The sequence below is a fragment of the Bacillus oleivorans genome, from assembly GCF_900207585.1.
In the GTDB taxonomy this organism is placed as follows: Bacteria; Bacillota; Bacilli; order Bacillales; family JC228; genus Bacillus_BF; species Bacillus_BF oleivorans.
The window spans coordinates 595,957-613,726 of the sequence record NZ_OAOP01000002.1; the positions used below are offsets into that span (position 1 = coordinate 595,957).

Consider the following 17,770-nt stretch of genomic DNA (forward strand, 5'->3'; position numbering starts at 1 on the left):
AATAGTTTGAAATAAATTTCGAGGGGCAAATTTAAAACGCCCTTGGAGGACGTTTTTATATGGCTACTTTAAAACTAGTTGTTTCTTTAGAAACTCTGGCAGTATAAAGCACCTTTGAATCAAATCTTCGTTCAGATAATGTGTTACTTTATCCCGTATTTTTGAAGGATCCGGATTCGCCGCATATTGCTTTAACCCAATCGTAAAACTCCATAATCCCCCAGGATATGCGGGGACAACCGTCCCCTTGTTTTTCGACTTACCCTTGATTTCTGCTATTCTCATAAACTTTCAAATTGCCATATATCATTTGCAGCAATGGAACCTTAATCCTTTTTTGCCCGGCCGCTTCAAAGAGATAGCCCTGCAAGTGATCCGCTTCTGTTGGCAGGCCTTTTTCCATATCCCGCTGCATCGAGGATTTCATTTCATAGCCTAATTGATTAACACGATCTAATGTGATCGTTTCTATATTTTCTGCGACTGGCGCAGCTAAACTGCGTGTTACCTGAACGATTTCAGATATAAATTGTGTTAGTGTATCCTGTCCGCCCACTGTTTCGCGAATCGGACCGATTGGTGCTCTCATTAAAGAAGTTACTCCTGACATAGTCGTTATAAATATGTATTTATGCCACATATCCCGAACAATGGTGTCACTGCGGCGAATATTGGCTTTTGTACCGCTAAATGCCTCGTCCAGCTTCAGAATTCTTTCCGTTTGTTCCCCTGAAAGTTCGCCAAATACAAGATCATGACTCGGGCTTTTTTGTATAACTGTTCCATTCACATCTAATGTCGATTCAACAAAGCATAACCCGCCGATAACCCGATCGATCCCAAAACGCTTTTGTAAAACTTCGACATGAGCGATGCCATTTAATAAAGGAAGGATCATTGTGGAATCGCCAACATAAGGTTCGATGCTGTCCAGCACACCATCTAAATGATACGCTTTCGTGGAAACCAAGATTACATCATATGGTTCGACACTCTCACCAGCTACAATTATTTTTGGCCGTAGAGTAAAGTTTCCATTAATACTTTCAACCTTCAATCCCCGTTCTTCCAGTTGCTGTTTCCGTTTTTCTCGAACTTGAAAAGTCACGTCTTCGCCTTTTTCTAGTAAACGCCCGCCAAAATAGCCGCCAACGGCCCCTGCACCTACAACTAAAATTTTTATAGTCTCCACCCCATTTGTCTTCGTATTACTCCCATTTTAAAACAATTCATCTTTTTCTGTCATCTAATCGCTTACAATTAATTGCAATGCTAGTTTATAATTGTAATAGATACAATGGACACTAAAGGAGTATGCACATGTTTGAACTCATGTTGACGTTGCTCGAGCGGTTAGGAATCATCGTTACGATTGCATTTATCGTTACTCGTTTTCGATTTTTCCGTCAGCTGCTCCAGACAGATCATCTAGAAAGGAAACAGCAAGTTAGTGCCATTATCTTCTTTGGGATATTCGGCATCATTGGAACGTATACAGGTCTTGCGTTTCATACCGTATCATTAGAGTTTGACCGCTTTGCAGATAATTTGGCCCAGCAAGAAGCCCTTGCCAACTCCAGGGTAATTGGTGTAGTGATTGCAGGTATACTAGGCGGATATAAAATCGGAATCGGGGCTGGATTAATTGCAGGTGTTCATCGCCTTACATTAGGCGGGTTTACCAATGTTGCCTGTGGACTATCATCCATTATTGCAGGTGTAATTGCAGCTGCTTTTTATAAGAAAAATAAACATGTCAAACTTTCAACAGCTGGTATGATTGGGGCTTTGGCTGAAGCGGTGCAAATGATCATTATTTTGCTGATTGCCAAACCTTTTGATCAGGCATGGATTCTTGTTCAGGGAATCGGTATCCCTATGATTGTTGCCAATGGGATTGGTTCTGCTTTCTTTTTATTAATCATTCGTAACCTATTAAATGAAGAAGAAAAAGTAGGCGCCATTCAAGCGCATAAATCACTTAGACTTGCTGAATTAACACTTGCCCATTTACGCAAAGGACTAAATCAGCAATCTGCCCAGGCAGCTTGTGAAATTCTTTATCGGGAAATTGATGCCAGTGCGATTTCCATGACCGATAAGGAGAGAATTTTAGCCCATGTAGGAGTCGCGGATGACCATCATCAATCGAACAGTTCAATTAAAACGGATATTACTAAACGGGTATTAGCGAATGGAACAGTTGCGATATCAGATCGTGAAGGGATTCAGTGTGTTCATAAGGATTGTCCATTAAATGCGGTTGTGATTGCGCCTTTAAAACAAAGAGGGGAAACAATTGGAACGTTAAAATTTTATTTTCAATCCGAAAAAGAGATTACGGATGTTGTGATTCAGCTAATCAAAGGGTTAAGCTCTCTTTTAAGCAATCAGCTTGAACTAGCAGAAGCAGACCGGGCGATTCAGCTTGCAAAAGAAGCAGAAATTAAAGCATTACAGGCACAAATAAGTCCTCATTTTCTATTTAATACATTAAATATTATTGTTTCGCTGATTCGGACCGATCAAAAGAAAGCACGAAAACTATTAATTAATTTATCTCATTTTCTTAGACAAAACTTGAGCGGAACGACAGAAAAGTTAACAACACTTGAGCAGGAGCTACAACATGTAGAAGCCTACCTTTCTATCGAAGAAGCAAGGTTTGTTGATAAGCTCTCAGTTTATTTTGATATTGATGAAGAAGTACTGCAGCAAAAAGTCCCTCCATTAACCTTACAGCCAATTGTCGAAAATGCGATTAAACATGGAATTAAAGGTAAAGAAAAAAACTGTATGATTAAGATATCAGTTAAGCTCAAAGGAGAAGGAACTGTGGTATCCGTCCAGGATAATGGGAGCGGGATGGATGCAGAGCGGATCCAACAAATTGGCAAAGAAAAGCTTACTTCAAAAAGCGGAACAGGAATGGGGTTATACAATGTAAATCGTCGTCTTGTTATGATGTTTGGTGAAAACTCAAGATTATCCATTCAAAGTGAACCTGCAAAGGGAACTACAGTACAATTTCATTTGGTATCCGAAGGCTAAAATTCCTCTGGATTTAAATTTGTAACCACTCAATGCGAGTGGTTATTTTTTGTGTATTTTTCCGACTTAATGCTTTATAGAATTACATAATTTTCTAACATGAGGTAATAATTGTTTTAAAAAACATAATTAGGAAGTGACTTGTGGCTATGGATACAAGTCTTTCCGTCTCTATGACTTTGAATTGATTACAGAAATCCAAAATGCAGGAAATCTAAAAGAACCTTTGTAAAATGATCCAATAACAAATTTGTTTGAAATATTCTTAGTAGAACTTTTTTGAAACCATAATCGTCTATAAGATAAGGTGGTGTTTTAGGGTGAGAAGAAAGAAATTAATCATTATTTTTCTAGCGGAATTTTTTGTTGCTGGGTGCCCCAATCAATCAGAACCTCCAGATGTCGAGGTCCTGAAATTATGAGAGAAAATAAAGATAACAATTCACTAAAAGACTTGACTCTAACAGGAAAGATCATTGTCATATCATCACTAACACTTCTTATCATCTTTGCAATCATCTTTCCAATAGGGATTTATTTCTTTGGGTTTGCAGGACTATTTAGTTTATCTGATGTCCCATATACAAGTTTATCATTATTAGGGTTTGTTATTATTTTTAGTATTCTTTCTATTTTTTTAGAATTAGTTGCGAAAGCATTAATAGAAGTTTCGACTCAGTACATAAAAAATATATATAAATCATTTATCATAAGAATGCTAATATATTGCACATTTACATGGGTATGCATAAATGCTGCAGATGAATTAATAAATGCTTTAACTATTCCGTTAAAAATCGAACTAGTTGCTGCTTTCTTGGACTTTATTTTGGAGGATGTTACGAAAGATAAAAATGCAAAAGTTAGAAGAGTGCTAGATTGAAATAAAGTTCGGTCTCGAAGAAGGAAAAGATTTTCAAATGGAAGACGCTAAATTCATTAACATTCATTTAAATGAAAATCAATTAAATGCTGTTACAACCATGTTTTCGCCTCATTGGCATGTGGTTAACAAGGAGAAAACCGACGCTGGTCTTTACAAGTTTGATATCATACACACAACCGAAATCGAAAATTAAATTCTTTATGAAAAATTAACACGAGACTTCAGAAAAAAACTGAGGTCTCTTTTTTATATATTAGACAAATTTTTGGTAAAAAACTAATTCTACAATAGGATGCTAAAATGGATAAAATTATGCAAGCCTATTTTTTTCTTTTAAATCCTTATAAAACAATAAATTTTCACTTCAATTATTAATGGTGTATAATGTGAAAAATAGCAATTATCAATTAATTGGTTTTTTGGAGGTATATTGATGGATATCTTGGTTTCCGTTCATGATAATGTAAAAAATTGGATGAAGGAAAAAGGGGAAATCTTAACGATTTCAAAAATTAATATAAACGCTTGCTGTATGAGATATGCAGACGCACAGATTAGCTACAAAGCACCTGAGAAAGAAAACTATTATCATATCCAACAAGATGATCTATCTATATATATTGAAAAAGGACTGCAATTTAAAGATAATCGACTTACTCTGTCTTTGATGGGGATTGGTCCATTTAAATCTATCATTCTGGATGGTTTAAAAAGATATTAATAATATATTTTTAACGAGCCAAAAGCTCGTTTTTTTTGGTTTCAGATCTAAATGGAACTTTTTTAATGTGTATACGTCTAAGAAGGTAAGGCGGTGGTCAAAGTGAAAACTAAGAAGCTATTAATTATTTTAACTTGGATCGTATTTTTCATCTCGGGCTGCTCTAATAAAGAAGAACCACCTGAAGCGATTGTGAAAATAAATAATGTAACAGTGGAGACCGAAAAAGGTTCCTATCAGTGGTTAGCAGAAGGGATATTCACTAAAAAGTTGATTCATGCTGATGCGGCACCGCCTCTTGACATAGCTAAAAATATGAATTCCAAAATAGTTAAGGAAAGTTTGGTTGCGAATATAGAATTTAATGACGGTTCACAACCACAATGGGAGGCTTATCTGTGGGGAGAAGGAGAAATAGAAAAGATATTATCCTCTTACGACAAGGAACTAACTTTACCAACAGAAACTGGAAGACATGTCATTGAGATTAGAGCTAATTGGGCTAATGGAAATGCATCATACGTATTTGTAGTCGAGGTTCCAGAGCCATGACTAAAAATAAAGACAATGACTCACATAGAGAATTGAGTTTAACGAGAAAGATAATAGTCATATTCCACTGACACTTCTTATCAGCTTTATGCTTGAAATAACCAAACCTGTACAACCAGAAAACACAGCTTAATTTGTTATTCTTTTGGATTGATTTATAATTATTGCAAGGAGTGATTGCTATGTCAAAGGTAAAACTATCAATAGAATCACAAAAAATAAGGGAACGTGTAGCTCTAAAGCTAAGTCATAGTTCAATAAGCCAAGAAAGAAAATTGACAGCGACTGGACATATTGTTAAACCGGTTCATGTTACAAAAAATGATCCACTTGTAAAAAGAATGATAGGAACCCGTTAGAGGAGACGGGTTTTATTATTTTGTAAATTTTTTGAATGCTTTTTAGCAATGTCTTGCATAATTTTTGATGATCCAACTAAATCAGAAGGTTGATTTATAGATAAATCCAGTAAATCAAGATCACTTATCCGTTTGAATTTTTCTCCATTTAAGTATTTTTTGTACAATTCTAACATCCCCAAAACAGATTCCCACCTTTAATTCATTTGTATATTTTAGAATGTCTCTCTTCTTAAACTATATACAAATATATGAGTTGGAACCCCAATTAAAAACATTCAACAAAAGATTAAATCGCAAATATATTTGTACGCTCGAAATTGTGGATAGATGTTCTATATATAAGTTTCTCTTATATTGATACAAAAGGTATTTATAATACTTATTCGTGCTTTTTTGTAATACGATAGGGAAAAGGGAGGGAGAGATTTTGTTAGAGATTAGGGAAATTCAAGCAGAAGATACATATGGAATTCGGCATCAGGTTTTAAGGCCGAATCAGACGATTGAGGACTGTAAATATGATGGGGATTTTGATCTGGATACTTTTCATGTAGGTGCCTTTTTGGATGAAGAGTTAGTAAGTATTGCTTCTTTCTACAGAGAGAGCTCCCCTGGTTTTCCTGAAGTATTACAGTATCGGTTAAGAGGGATGGCGACGCTTGAGCATGTGAGAAATCAAAAAGCAGGGAGTTCCATACTCCATTTTGCCGAGAGAATCCTCGAAAAAAGGGAAGCCAGTTTGTGGTGGTGTAATGCAAGAGTTTCAGTTAGTGATTATTATAAAAAACTAGGTTTGCATGAATATGGGGAAGTATTTGAGATTGAACCTATTGGCCCACATAAGCTGATGTATAAAAAACTTTACAGGTTATAGAAAAATAGAAACAAGGGGGAGAAAACACGGATGAACATTTTTTCTAAATGGGAAGCAGTTGATAACTATTTTGTTGAAAAATTAATTCCGCACGATGATGTGTTAGATTCGGTTTTACGTGCAAATGCCGAAGCAGGATTGCCAGCAATCGATGTCTCACCGACTCAAGGAAAACTCCTTCATTTACTTGCCAAAATTCAAGGTGCCAAGACAATCCTTGAAATAGGAACATTAGGCGGATACAGTACGATTTGGCTGGCGCGGGCACTTCCTGGAGACGGCCGTTTAATTACGCTTGAATATGAACCAAAACACGCAAAAGTAGCACAGACCAATCTTGAAAAAGCCGGAATGGCGCACAAAGTTCAAATTCTTGTAGGTCCAGCTCTTGATTCATTGCCGCGGCTGAGCTCAATGGGATTTGATACCTTTGACCTCATCTTTATCGATGCGGACAAACCCAATAATCCGAACTATCTCAAATGGTCCCTTGAGCTTTCAAGAGCGGGAACACTGATTATTGGTGATAACGTTGTTCGGGATGGAGAAGTCGTGAACGAGAGTAGTCAGAACGCAAGTGTCCTAGGTACCCGACAATTCTTTGATCTTCTCGCAAATGAACCTCGGATTCAGGCTACAGCGATTCAAACGGTGGGAAGTAAAGGGTATGATGGGTTTGCCTTAGGAGTTGTAGTTAAAAAGTAGCAGGCCACACATAGGAAAGATACTGTTTAAGAAGTTGCGGGACTAAATCCTGCAACTTCTTTTTTTTCAGCCCAAAAAAGTTATTTATCCTAAAAGTCTTATTTCAAAAAAAGGCGAATAAAATGGAAAGGGCAATTGAACAACTACTTTTCTAAAGGGGTATGGAGATGAAAATTTTACGGTTAGGTCATGCGATGTATTGCTTTACCAGTAATTCTGGCACAAAGGTTTTAGTGGATCCTTTTTTTGATATGAACCCAGGGTGTCCTTCCGAGTATCAAACAGAGGAGTTCATGAAATCGATCCAGCTAGTGGCACTCACACATGGTCATTTTGATCATACAAGTGGTCTTGATAAACTAGTGGCAGTCAATCCTGAGGTTCTTATCATAGCACAATACGAGCTTGCTTTGATCCTTCTTGCAAAAGGAATGAAGAATGTCATTCCATTAAATGTCGGGGGCCAATTTGAGTTTGAAGATCTAGAATTAACAATGGTAACAGCCCGTCATACGAGTTCTTACGGAGAAACGGCTGGCACGCCTATTTATGCTGGCGAATCCAGCGGATATATTTTGGATTGGAAGAATGATCATACGGTTTATCATTCAGGCGATACAGCAATGATGAGTGATATGAAATTAATCCAAGACGTCTATCAGCCTACGATTGCCGTATTAGCAGCAAGCGGTCACTTTACGATGAATCCAAAAGAAGCAGCTTATGCAGTAAAGAATCTTCTAGATGTAGACATAGTAATTCCTTCACACACCTTTCCATCTGAGAAAACAGCTTCTTCCAAAGAAACTTTACAAGGGTTATTGAATGCCTTTCCGGTTGTTGAATTTATGATTGATCGGGATAAAGAATTACAAAGGCTATTAAAGGACTATGACAGGACTAGGGTTGATATATTAGGGTACGGAGAAGAAAAATTCTATTAATTTAATTGTTTAGCCGAGGAGGAATGTATAATTCTTCTTGGCTTTTTTTATTAGAAAAATAATATATTCTATACTTTACAAACAAATTTTATCCTTATTAATATGGAAATATATGATAAATCGATCCCAAGAAGAAGGAGATAATCCATATGAAACCTTTTATCTTCACGCAATTACAGTTTGTTCGAACCCAAACTTTAAAGGAGCTGGCTGGCGTTGATGAACAGCTTTCAGAAATCATTCCTGCTTCCTCCAATAATAATATTAAGTGGAATGCAGGACACATATGTTTTATTCAAGAGAAGTTAGCTTTCTTTCATTCAGGAGAAACTATGCAAATACCAGAAAATTTTAAGGTTCTTTTCAGTCCAGGTACTAAGCCAAATCGTGAATTAGATTATCCTGCTTTGAAAGAAATCATTGATCTTCTTGAAAACCAATTGGTACGAATCGAACAAACCTTTCAACACCGCTTAAACGAGAACGTTTCTGATCCTTACACCACTTCAAAAGGATTATATTTATCCAGAGTAGAAGAGTTTTTAAGTTTTTGTTTGTACCATGAAGGGATGCATTTAGAAAAAATAAAAATGATCATAAAATTGATTTAATGTTGAAGAAGGAAGGAATTGACAAGCAGAACTCGCATGCCTCTGATCACCCTCTGGAAAAAATAAATGGAGGAAACACTCAAGTTTGGGATATTACAGATGAAGCTGTTCATACTTTAATAATCACATAAACGAAGCAGGACGGCACATAACCGGAGCGGAACTGCACATAACCTGAGCGGAATGGCACATAACCGGAGCGGAGTGGCACATAACCCGAGTGGAATGGCACATAACCGGAGCGGAGTGGCACATAACCCGAGCGGGACGGCACATAAACGGTGTGGGACGGCACATAACCCGAGCGGAATGGCACATTACCTGAGCGGGACGGCACATAACCCGAGCGGAATTGCACATAGCCGGTGCGGGACGGCGGCGACCTCCATATAAAAAATATATTGGTCAATGACGAGGCAATCGTTTGCGGTGTTATTGATTGGGGCGATATGAACATTGGGCACCCCGCTTGTGACATATCGATACTTACAGCTTTCTGCCCCCTCAAGCGCGGCAATCATTTTTTGATAGTATGGAGCAGTCGATGAAGAGACGAAATCATTAGCTCAGTTAATCTCTGTTTTTATCTTAATACTTATCTTAATGCAAGCCATTGATGAAAAAGTTCAAGCGATCGTACAGGAAGCGAAGATTGCCATAAAACGAGCTTTGACAGTCTGAAACTAGCCTATTTGCCAATAGAGATAGTGACCCGTGGTCTGCCTGATTTATACCATTGATAACAAAAAATCGAAATTAAAATAATATCGACTGCATCTCCGCCATAGTACATCAACATTCCGCCAGCTTCTGCCTGCAATGGTTCTACACCAGTTGGCGGATGTCCATAAATATATTTTGCTAAAATTCCATGTGCTGCAAAAGCCATAATAGAAATAGCCGCACGGAAGACGAAGCTATACCTATGAGGGACTGGTTCTACATAGATCATCGAAATTGTAAAAAGGTAGCCAGCAACAAACACATGAATATGGACCAATATATGAAGGAATATATGATGATGCATCGCACTAAATAAGTCGGTTGTGTAGAGAATCCATAGTCCGCCCATATTCAAAATGGAAGCAACAATTGGGTGGCAATACATTTGAGCAGGCCAGCTTTTTAAAAAACGAGAAAGTTCTCTGGCAGAACAAACGGGAAGTGTCCTATAAATCAGGGTAATCGGTTTTGAAAGGGCAAGCAAAAGCGGGGCAAGCATTCCGAGAAGCAAATGAACGGTCATGTGATGAATAAAATTCGAATGAGCCCTGTCTGCTACCGGACCAATAATAGTGATCATAACGATAAAAATACCTAAAAACCAAAATACAATTCGGTATTTTGGCCATTTCCGATAATGAGCATTAGATTTAATTACTGCTAAACTATAAACTGCGAGAACAATTAAAAACGGTGCAGTTAAAAATAGATCTTGTGCCGTAAACAAGTGACTATGTTCCACGTATCATTTTCCTTCCGTCAACCTGTGCCTCATTTCGAGTCCGAATTAGCAGAAAAACCCCATATACAATCATCGCCGCTGCAGTAATATTCCAAATCAGATCGTAAGGAAGAATGTCTACATTATAACGGATTTGATGAATCTGCATGAGTTTATGCTGAATCGTTCCGTCATATAATTGGAAACTGCCTCCCCCTAGTAAAACGCCACCAAACCACCTTTTGAGCCAAAATGCATGTCGGTGGTGCAAATCTACCATCATAAAAGAAGCGCCAATTGTCGAAAACCAGCTAAACGAATGGAACAAACCATCAGAAACTAGCCCTATGTCGGTCGTAGACTTATCATAAAAATGATGCCAATGCAGCAATTGGTGAAAAACTGCCTCATCAATAAAAGCCACAAAACCAAATCCAAATAGGATCCCTGCCCATACATTTCGTCCTAAATAAGATGTACGGTTAGGATTTTTAAGATCACTTTTTTGTACCTCCATACTAATTTCTCCACCTTTCAAAACCCATTTTTGCCAAATGGAAGCCGTTATAATCAAACCACAAATTCCGCAATAGTTGGAATATTTTGAATCCTACACCGAAGGAGCTGCTGGAAGCATAGGCAGTAAAAATGGCTTTAGAATTTTGACCAAATTATTATTTGTTTTTCAGGCTTAAAGGCGGTAAATTATCTTAAAGCAGAGGTTTCCTTTCAAGGCGTTCAACCAGTTGCTCTAGTGGAACCAACGATCGATGCAATTAAAGCAGGCCGAGATGAATATATAGAAAAAGCAATTGAAATAATTGGGTAAGTTAATAAGTATAACCATATTATTACCGAAATATGGTAATATAAGAGTATTAAGAAAATATTTGAGGTTAATAATGTGGAATTCATAACAGAAAAGGTAATCTTAATAGCCTTATTTATATTTATTATCCATAGTATTGAAACATTAGCGTATGCCGTACGATTATCGGGTGCTAGGGTTAGAATGATTGCATCAGCATTATCTCTGTTTAATCTAATGGTCATTGTTTCGAGACTGTCTAATATGATGCAGCAGCCCTTTACAGGTAGTTTGATAGATACTGCACCTAAAGAAAATGCTATGAGCTTTGTAGAAAGTCAGTTTAGAGTACTTATAGGATCTTCTACATTAGGAACTTTATTAGGCATCCTGTTGCTGCCAACCTTTGTAGCCCTTTTTTCAAGAGCCATTATCCATTTGTCAGAAGCGAAAGGTTCTATTCCTGCTGTCATCAAATTGGGTTTAAACTTGGATTTCATAGTTCGGGGTTTAAACCATATCCATCTGCCAAGGTTATCTTACTTAAAGGATGTACGTTTCATAGACTTTCCATTTAAATTATTTATCATAAATATGTTTATTACTGCTATTTATACTACCGGAGTTTTATCTGCCCTGTATGCAGCATTACTTGCCCCGGAAAGATCATCTACAGCGATAATGGCATCTGGTCTAATAAACGGAATAGCCACTATTTTGCTAGTTATCTTTGTTGATCCCAAAATTTCTGTCATTGCCGATAATGTCGTAAATAATAGAGGTGGCTATCAAAATTTAAAGGGAGTTTCGTTAATGATGGTTTCATCTAGACTTTTAGGGACATGTCTCGCACAACTCTTATTTATACCAGGTGCCATATATGTTGCCTGGTTTACAAAATTTATAGCGTAGTTTTTATAAAAATAAAAACCCTGGGATATCCCAAGGCTTATACGGGATCATTATCAGTTTCAGTATAGGATTCAATCGCTTGGTCTAGGGCATTATAGGCTTCACCAAAAGCTGCAGAAGAAGAGATGTCTCCGGCATTTTCCAGCTGTACAGTTGCATTTCTGGCATTAGTTAATGAACGGATTAAATCGTCAATCATGGTGCCTTTGTCGCCATACTGTTCCTTGGCAGCTTGAATTCTTTGGATGCTGCTGTCTAAGTCTACAGAATCTGAATTATCGTATGCTTTTTCTAATTCTTGCTTTACTTGCTGTAAAAGTTCCTTCATGATATCCCTCATTTCTTCTTATGTTTCCACTGGCTAGTTTTTACAACGATGTATTTTCTATGCAACTATTTTTCGAAAGGTGTTCTTTATATATGAAGCTAAATCGTGGCAATCAGTACATAACCTAAGGAACAGGTATAAATAAAAAAAATTTACGGAGAACAACTGTTTTTATTACTTGAAACAAGAAAAAAAAGAAGTCGTATAGAGAACGTATGAAAAAGTTGCCAATTTTAGAAACTAAGTATAAGTGCAACATTACTAGGACCCTTTCGTCTCTATCAGTTTTTAGTATTTTGTCACTTTATCCATGGAAGCCAACAAGAAGACTCCCTTAAGTAGAAGTTACATTTCTACTTAAGGGAGTCTTCTTACTTCCCCCTTACTTCCTTCCATCTTCGGTGTGGCTTGTTATTGCATGCATTCCGCCTTGAAAAGGTATATTGTTTTGAGGCAGTGTACCGAGACGTATCTCTTCTTCCAACAAAGCTGCTGCGTTGTCTTCGGGTTTATATCCGATCAGATCCTCCAGATAGCCGATATCGTAGTAGTTGGATGTGTTCGCCGAGGTTCCATACAGGCTGAGAAAATCGATAGACGGATCAGCTTCGATGCAGCAAACTGTCAGCTGGACCATATCCCGGGAGGAAATCCAGATGTGGGACGCTCGCTCAGAAAGTGGGCGGTCAGCTCCAGAAAAGTTGCCTATCCGGATATTAATCGAGGAGATGCCGTATTTATCGGCGTAATACCGTCCGAGCAGCTCAATATAGCATTTACTAAGCCCGTAAAAGCTGTCCGGCCGATAAGGGTCTTCAGGCTTGACCTGCTCCCCGACTCTATAAAATCCGGTGACATGGTTGGAGCTGGCAAAGATGATACGTTTCACCCCGTTCTTGCGTGCCGCTTCGTATAAATGATACGCACCGGTCACGTTAAGGGGCAGTACTTTTCCGAGAAAGTCCTCTTTGTCTTTCGCCCACGCAAAATGCAGTACCGTATGCACCCCGATGGTCAATGCTTCAAGCCTGGCCGCGTCCGTTACGTCGAGCTGCACTACATTGTGATCCCGGTCAGGCTCGATGTCGGCGGCCAAGATGTCGTAAGTCCCGCTATTTTTCAGCGCCTTGTGCAGCCGGCGGCCAATTTTGCCATTCGCTCCGGTGAGAAATATTTTCTTTTTCTTTTGCGTATAGTAATCGATCACATCGTCTAACCTCCGTTTATATACTGTATTAAGCCGTATTACCTTACACTAAACTGAAATACTCTCATAGAGGATGTACCATAAGCTATTCTTCCTATATTTATAAATGCAAAATAAAACAATCTGAGTGGACAACCTCATCAAAAATTTATATAAATTTTAAAAAAATGCTGAAGGTTGTGTCCATATAGACACCTTAAGATTTATTTTTTTCCATCGCAGCGGAATAAAGATTTTCCAAGCGTACCGCTACATGTTCAAACCCAAAATTGGATTCAACGAATTTCCTGCCAACTTTAGCTATTCTTTTAGCTTCTCGTTCATTGGATAATAAGAAGGATATTGCATCTGCAAAAGATTTTGGATTCGCATAATCTTCGATAAGGATTCCGTTTTTAAGATGTTCAAGAATCTCCGCGTTTCCGCCACGATTGGTTGTTATAACAGGTAAACCAGCGCCCATGGCCTCATAATGGACTCTCGCTAAGGGCTCTTGCCATTGAGAACTGCATACAAATATATCACCAATTAAGTAATGCGAAGGAATGTCACTCGGCGGAACAAACCCTGTGAAGATTACTTTGTTCTCTCCTAGTGATTCGGCAAGCTGACGAAGGCTTAATCCGTATTCGTCAATGATATCATTGCCAAACCATTTGCTCCCTACTATAACCATTACCGAATCATCGTATTTTTTGATTACTTGTTTCATTGCATGAATAAGAATATCTGGACCCTTTGTCTCACTTAAGCGTCCGACGAATAAAATTACTTTTTTGTCTTCAACACCATATTTTTGTCGCAGTTTATTCCTAGTTTCCTGAGCTTCCTTATCCCATATAGGTTTATATCGATTTAAATCAATTCCTGAATAAACTGTTTCAACCTTGATTTTGGCTAACGGAAACCTGGCAATGATCGTTTCTCCGATATACTCGCTTATCGTCATGATCTTATCGACTGAGTTAATGGCCAATTTCCCCAATTCGGAGGAAATTTCCCCCTCCCGGAACATTTCGTTATGAACGCTAATAATGAACCGGCTCTCTGGCATAGCCGCCTTGTAAATTGGAAGATTGCGTGGGCGATTATATACATGGATAACATCGTAATACTCTTTGTTTTTAGCTTTCTCTGACAGCTTAATCCCGACATTGTATTCGTAATTCTCACGCGGAACACGAATGTACTCGACCCCATTCACCACTTCATTATCAGGAAGGTCCGGGTCTGTTATACAATAGATAGTTAGTTCATGCTTTTTACTTAAATGAGGGGTTACCCCATCAACTAATACTTCAACAGCTCCTCCTCTTAGGGGGGGAACGGTCAGCTTGTCCGTACCGATCATTGCGATCTTTATAGGAAACAACTCCTTTCAAATGAGATTTGGTCAGGCAATATGAAAGCTTAAGACTTATTGCTAAAATATGTTTAAGGTATTATTAAGTAACGGCGAATCTACTAATAATTGTCCGAATAAATGTGGATTAGAATCTGCAAAGCTGTCTAGAGCGAGTCGGCTATTTGGCAAGGGCCAGGGTGGTTTTTGCCCGAGTATTCTTTAACTTTTTGCCACGTAATCTGTTGTATTGCATACATATAGAGATTTCCATAAACAAATTTGCAAGAGTTGTATTCAAGTAAAAAAGCCGTGATAGAGGTGAAAAAATGAATCCTAATAGCGGATATGGGCTTTATGACAGAAGCCATTAAAGAATTAACTAACTTTGGAATACAACGGCTTCAATTAATGAGAATTGAAATTAGATGTGAGTCTACTAATCTTAAAAGCAGGGCAATCCCAGAAAAATTAGGGTTTCATTTAGAAGGTATTCTTAGAAATGAAGATTTATCGGCAGATGGTAAAGAGTTAACGGATACTTGTATTTATTCCATAATTGCTGAGAATTGAAGATGAATGAAGGGAGACAACCAATGGACAAACCTATTCACCATTTAGCTAGGGGCATTTTTATCAAAAACAATCATATTTTACTAGCACAGGCTATTGGTCACAAAAATACATTTTTGCCTGGCGGACATATTGAACTTGGCGAAAGTGCCAAAGATGCATTAATAAGAGAAATTGAAGAAGAATTGGGCATTCGATGTGAAGTTAAAAAATTTCTAGGATTAGTTGAGCATAAATGGGAGATGAATGGGATTGTCCATTTTGAAATAAATCAAGTATTTTTAGTTGATTCATCCGAGTTGACTTTGGATTTGAATCCGGTGTCAAAAGAGTCTCATATTGAATTCTTCTGGTCTGATATTCATAGTGAAAAATTTAAGGTATTACAGCCCTATCCAATTAGGAATTTGCTGAAAAAATATTTAAAAGGTGATCGTACAATCTGGTGGGAAAGTACATTAAATGACAAAAGTGATGATGAGAATATAAGCGAATATTAAATTTCGCTAGCCTTTCTAAACAAGCCGAATGCTAAAGGACATCGGTTCCGTTATCTGTGAAAAAATCGAGGAATTTCAAATTTTACGGACACTGGTTCCTTTATTTGGCCATAAAAGGCAAATATTTGAGGAAATCAAGGCAAATAACGGAACGTATGTCCTATAATTCTCCAAAACAGGTATTTTTATAAAAATAAGGGATTATGTGTCCGTTAAGAAAATCATGAGGACAAATCCAATTAGTCCGCGTGTCGGTATTGCCACATTCAGCCTTAGAAATTTTAATCTAATAAAGAACTTGAAGGATGTGTAGAAGTGGAAGTCAAAACTGTATCATTTATTGGATTAGGAGCACTAGGAATCTTATTTGCACACCATTTAACCAAAAGATTGCCAAGAGATAATGTGAGAATCATAGCTGACGAAAATCGGATCAAAAAATATCAAAGCGAAGGGGTTTATTGCAATGGAAAACGTTGCAATTTTAACTATATGTCTCCTGAAGATGAGTGTGAACCTGCAGATTTGCTGATATTTAGTGTCAAGATTAATGGGCTGCGGGAAGCCATTCATTCTGTGAAAAATCAAGTTGGTGAAAACACGATTATTTTGTCAGCCTTAAATGGGATCACAAGTGAAGCTATTATTGGCGAGACTTATGGAATGGACAACATTTTATATTGCGTGGCTCAAGGAATGGATGCAGTAAAGGTTGGCAATAAACTTACATATCACAATATGGGTATGCTTGTTTTTGGAGATAAAAAACCTGGAAACATTTCCGAAAAAACAAAAATTGTCGCTGATTTCTTTGAAAAAACAGGGCTACCTTATCATGTCGACACCAATATGTCAAAACGGTTATGGGGAAAATTTATGCTTAACGTTGGGGTAAATCAAACTGTTGCAGTATACAAAAGCAACTATGGTGAAATCCAAAAAGATGGCCCTGCGAGAGACATGATGATTGCAGCTATGAAAGAAGTTATTGCCATTTCAAAAAAAGAAGGTGTCTATTTAACGGAGGAAGATCTACAGTACTGGCTTGATGTGCTAGGCACCTTAAGTCCGAATGGAAAGCCTTCCATGGCTCAGGATGTGGAAGCAAGACGTTACAGTGAAGTTGAGCTGTTTGCTGGCACGGTACTAGAGTATGGAAAAAAACATGGGATTGCGACCCCAGTAAACCAAGAATTATATGACCGCATTTTAGAAATTGAAAGTGAGTATTGACTCAAAGCATTCGGTCCATCCATTTAAGTCTCTTTTAGTGAATGAGATCAAGTAAGTGGGAGAAAATAATTGAAAAAAAACGGGACGATTTGTATGGATGAGATTGCACAAGAATTAATTCGACTTCAAAATAAATACGCTCAATTGGCTTTGAATAACTGGTATACATCATCCTTGTTTACTTTGAATTGGTGGATACTTGTATTTAGTTTTATCATACCTTGGATCATTTTTTTTATTGTTTTAGATAGAAAAAGATCCCTTCAAATCTGGTGTTTTGGACTTACTGTTATCATTATCACCAGCTTTGCTGATGATCTTGGCGGTGAGATTGGTGCTTGGATTTATCCTATTAAGTTCGTTCCCTTTGGACTACTGGCATTTCCGTTCGATTTTTGTATCATTCCGGTAACTTTTATGTTGTTATACCAATATCTTATCAAATGGAAATCCTATATAATTGCTCTATTCATTACAGCCAGTATATTTTCTTTTATTGGTGAACCTATCTCAGTTTTGCTTGGATTTGTTACATATTTAAAATGGAGATATTTATGTTCTTTTGTTTTTTATATTATTACTGGAATAGGATCAAGACTTTTTATTGATAAAATTTCACAAAACTAATTGGTACGACTACGATATTTTCTGGTCAAAATTTCTTTTTACAAATATAGAAGTTGGTTAATGCTTTATACTTAGAAGCTAATTAAGGAG

Annotated in this window: 22 protein-coding genes and 1 pseudogene; 16 read left to right on the forward strand and 7 right to left on the reverse strand. The window is 37.5% G+C overall.

Going from position 1 to position 17,770, the window contains the following annotated elements:
• Nucleotides 1-259 precede the first annotated feature (259 nt).
• Complete coding sequence (locus tag CRO56_RS06560) at nucleotides 260-1,183, reverse strand: ketopantoate reductase family protein (protein ID WP_097157967.1); 924 nt, start codon at nucleotides 1,181-1,183, stop codon at nucleotides 260-262.
• A gap of 137 nt (nucleotides 1,184-1,320) precedes the next feature.
• Here CRO56_RS06560 and CRO56_RS06565 point away from each other — a divergent pair, with 137 nt between their 5' ends.
• The 6 genes from CRO56_RS06565 (at nucleotide 1,321) to CRO56_RS22800 (ending at nucleotide 5,569) form a co-directional block, all read left to right on the forward strand.
• Nucleotides 1,321-3,051 carry a sensor histidine kinase gene (locus tag CRO56_RS06565; RefSeq protein ID WP_097157806.1) on the forward strand — a complete coding sequence of 577 codons (1,731 nt, stop codon included), beginning with the start codon at nucleotides 1,321-1,323 and terminating at the stop codon, nucleotides 3,049-3,051.
• Nucleotides 3,052-3,469: 418 nt separating this feature from the next.
• Nucleotides 3,470-3,934: a YrvL family regulatory protein gene (locus tag CRO56_RS06570; protein WP_097157807.1), complete on the forward strand. Its 465-nt coding sequence runs from the start codon at nucleotides 3,470-3,472 to the stop codon at nucleotides 3,932-3,934.
• A gap of 37 nt (nucleotides 3,935-3,971) precedes the next feature.
• The gene (locus tag CRO56_RS22795; RefSeq protein ID WP_179714195.1) at nucleotides 3,972-4,130 is read left to right on the forward strand and encodes a hypothetical protein; all 159 of its coding nucleotides are present in this window, start codon (nucleotides 3,972-3,974) and stop codon (nucleotides 4,128-4,130) included.
• Between the two features lie 240 nt (nucleotides 4,131-4,370).
• Nucleotides 4,371-4,658 (forward strand): CC/Se motif family (seleno)protein, encoded by a 288-nt coding sequence (locus CRO56_RS06575; RefSeq protein WP_097157808.1) that lies wholly within the window; start codon nucleotides 4,371-4,373, stop codon nucleotides 4,656-4,658.
• 93 nt (nucleotides 4,659-4,751) lie between these two features.
• Entirely contained in the window at nucleotides 4,752-5,210 is a 459-nt protein-coding gene (locus CRO56_RS06580) for a hypothetical protein (protein WP_097157809.1), read from the forward strand.
• Nucleotides 5,211-5,392: 182 nt separating this feature from the next.
• Entirely contained in the window at nucleotides 5,393-5,569 is a 177-nt protein-coding gene (locus CRO56_RS22800; RefSeq protein ID WP_179714196.1) for a hypothetical protein, read from the forward strand.
• On the opposite strand, the gene CRO56_RS06585 is transcribed toward CRO56_RS22800, so the two are convergent.
• Nucleotides 5,566-5,751, reverse strand: a complete 186-nt coding sequence (locus CRO56_RS06585) for a hypothetical protein (protein ID WP_097157810.1) — start codon at nucleotides 5,749-5,751, stop codon at nucleotides 5,566-5,568. The genes CRO56_RS22800 and CRO56_RS06585 overlap by 4 nt on opposite strands.
• Before the next feature lie 248 nt (nucleotides 5,752-5,999).
• On the opposite strand from CRO56_RS06585, the gene CRO56_RS06590 reads away from it, so the two are divergent.
• The 5 genes from CRO56_RS06590 to CRO56_RS23485 all read left to right on the forward strand — a co-directional run bounded on the left by CRO56_RS06590 (nucleotide 6,000) and on the right by CRO56_RS23485 (nucleotide 9,254).
• Entirely contained in the window at nucleotides 6,000-6,446 is a 447-nt protein-coding gene (locus tag CRO56_RS06590) for a GNAT family N-acetyltransferase (RefSeq protein ID WP_097157811.1), read from the forward strand.
• 30 nt (nucleotides 6,447-6,476) lie between these two features.
• Nucleotides 6,477-7,151, forward strand: coding sequence for an O-methyltransferase (locus CRO56_RS06595; RefSeq protein ID WP_097157812.1), 675 nt, complete (start codon nucleotides 6,477-6,479; stop codon nucleotides 7,149-7,151).
• 167 nt (nucleotides 7,152-7,318) lie between these two features.
• Complete coding sequence (locus tag CRO56_RS06600; protein ID WP_179714197.1) at nucleotides 7,319-8,095, forward strand: metal-dependent hydrolase; 777 nt, start codon at nucleotides 7,319-7,321, stop codon at nucleotides 8,093-8,095.
• Nucleotides 8,096-8,244: 149 nt separating this feature from the next.
• Complete coding sequence (locus CRO56_RS06605) at nucleotides 8,245-8,706, forward strand: DinB family protein (RefSeq protein ID WP_097157814.1); 462 nt, start codon at nucleotides 8,245-8,247, stop codon at nucleotides 8,704-8,706.
• Between the two features lie 365 nt (nucleotides 8,707-9,071).
• On the forward strand, nucleotides 9,072-9,254 hold the full coding sequence (locus CRO56_RS23485) for a phosphotransferase (protein WP_342745873.1): 183 nt from the start codon (nucleotides 9,072-9,074) through the stop codon (nucleotides 9,252-9,254).
• A 140-nt stretch (nucleotides 9,255-9,394) separates the two neighbouring features.
• Here the strand turns inward: CRO56_RS23485 and CRO56_RS06615 are convergent, their stop codons facing one another.
• Together CRO56_RS06615 and CRO56_RS06620 are read right to left on the reverse strand one after the other, a co-directional pair.
• Complete coding sequence (locus CRO56_RS06615; RefSeq protein ID WP_097157815.1) at nucleotides 9,395-10,171, reverse strand: cytochrome c oxidase assembly protein; 777 nt, start codon at nucleotides 10,169-10,171, stop codon at nucleotides 9,395-9,397.
• Nucleotides 10,161-10,667 (reverse strand): DUF2243 domain-containing protein, encoded by a 507-nt coding sequence (locus tag CRO56_RS06620; protein WP_097157816.1) that lies wholly within the window; start codon nucleotides 10,665-10,667, stop codon nucleotides 10,161-10,163. Before CRO56_RS06620 ends, CRO56_RS06615 begins: the two co-directional genes overlap by 11 nt.
• Before the next feature lie 387 nt (nucleotides 10,668-11,054).
• Between CRO56_RS06620 and CRO56_RS06625 the strand changes: the two genes are divergently transcribed.
• The gene (locus CRO56_RS06625) at nucleotides 11,055-11,870 is read left to right on the forward strand and encodes a lipid II flippase Amj family protein (RefSeq protein WP_097157817.1); all 816 of its coding nucleotides are present in this window, start codon (nucleotides 11,055-11,057) and stop codon (nucleotides 11,868-11,870) included.
• Nucleotides 11,871-11,907: 37 nt separating this feature from the next.
• Here the strand turns inward: CRO56_RS06625 and CRO56_RS06630 are convergent, their stop codons facing one another.
• From CRO56_RS06630 to CRO56_RS06640, 3 genes are all read right to left on the reverse strand, one after another.
• Nucleotides 11,908-12,198 carry a hypothetical protein gene (locus tag CRO56_RS06630; RefSeq protein ID WP_097157818.1) on the reverse strand — a complete coding sequence of 97 codons (291 nt, stop codon included), beginning with the start codon at nucleotides 12,196-12,198 and terminating at the stop codon, nucleotides 11,908-11,910.
• 382 nt (nucleotides 12,199-12,580) lie between these two features.
• Nucleotides 12,581-13,405: an NAD-dependent epimerase/dehydratase family protein gene (locus CRO56_RS06635; protein WP_245855613.1), complete on the reverse strand. Its 825-nt coding sequence runs from the start codon at nucleotides 13,403-13,405 to the stop codon at nucleotides 12,581-12,583.
• Nucleotides 13,406-13,601: 196 nt separating this feature from the next.
• Nucleotides 13,602-14,777 carry a glycosyltransferase family 4 protein gene (locus tag CRO56_RS06640; RefSeq protein WP_245855616.1) on the reverse strand — a complete coding sequence of 392 codons (1,176 nt, stop codon included), beginning with the start codon at nucleotides 14,775-14,777 and terminating at the stop codon, nucleotides 13,602-13,604.
• 321 nt (nucleotides 14,778-15,098) lie between these two features.
• Here CRO56_RS06640 and CRO56_RS06645 point away from each other — a divergent pair.
• The 4 genes and pseudogenes from CRO56_RS06645 to CRO56_RS06660 all read left to right on the forward strand — a co-directional run.
• Nucleotides 15,099-15,320: pseudogene (locus CRO56_RS06645) on the forward strand (GNAT family N-acetyltransferase); the annotation flags it as partial.
• A gap of 23 nt (nucleotides 15,321-15,343) precedes the next feature.
• Entirely contained in the window at nucleotides 15,344-15,820 is a 477-nt protein-coding gene (locus CRO56_RS06650) for an NUDIX domain-containing protein (RefSeq protein ID WP_097157821.1), read from the forward strand.
• A 315-nt stretch (nucleotides 15,821-16,135) separates the two neighbouring features.
• Entirely contained in the window at nucleotides 16,136-17,053 is a 918-nt protein-coding gene (locus CRO56_RS06655) for a ketopantoate reductase family protein (RefSeq protein ID WP_097157822.1), read from the forward strand.
• A gap of 69 nt (nucleotides 17,054-17,122) precedes the next feature.
• Complete coding sequence (locus CRO56_RS06660) at nucleotides 17,123-17,680, forward strand: CBO0543 family protein (RefSeq protein ID WP_097157823.1); 558 nt, start codon at nucleotides 17,123-17,125, stop codon at nucleotides 17,678-17,680.
• The last annotated feature ends 90 nt before the right edge of the window (nucleotides 17,681-17,770 follow it).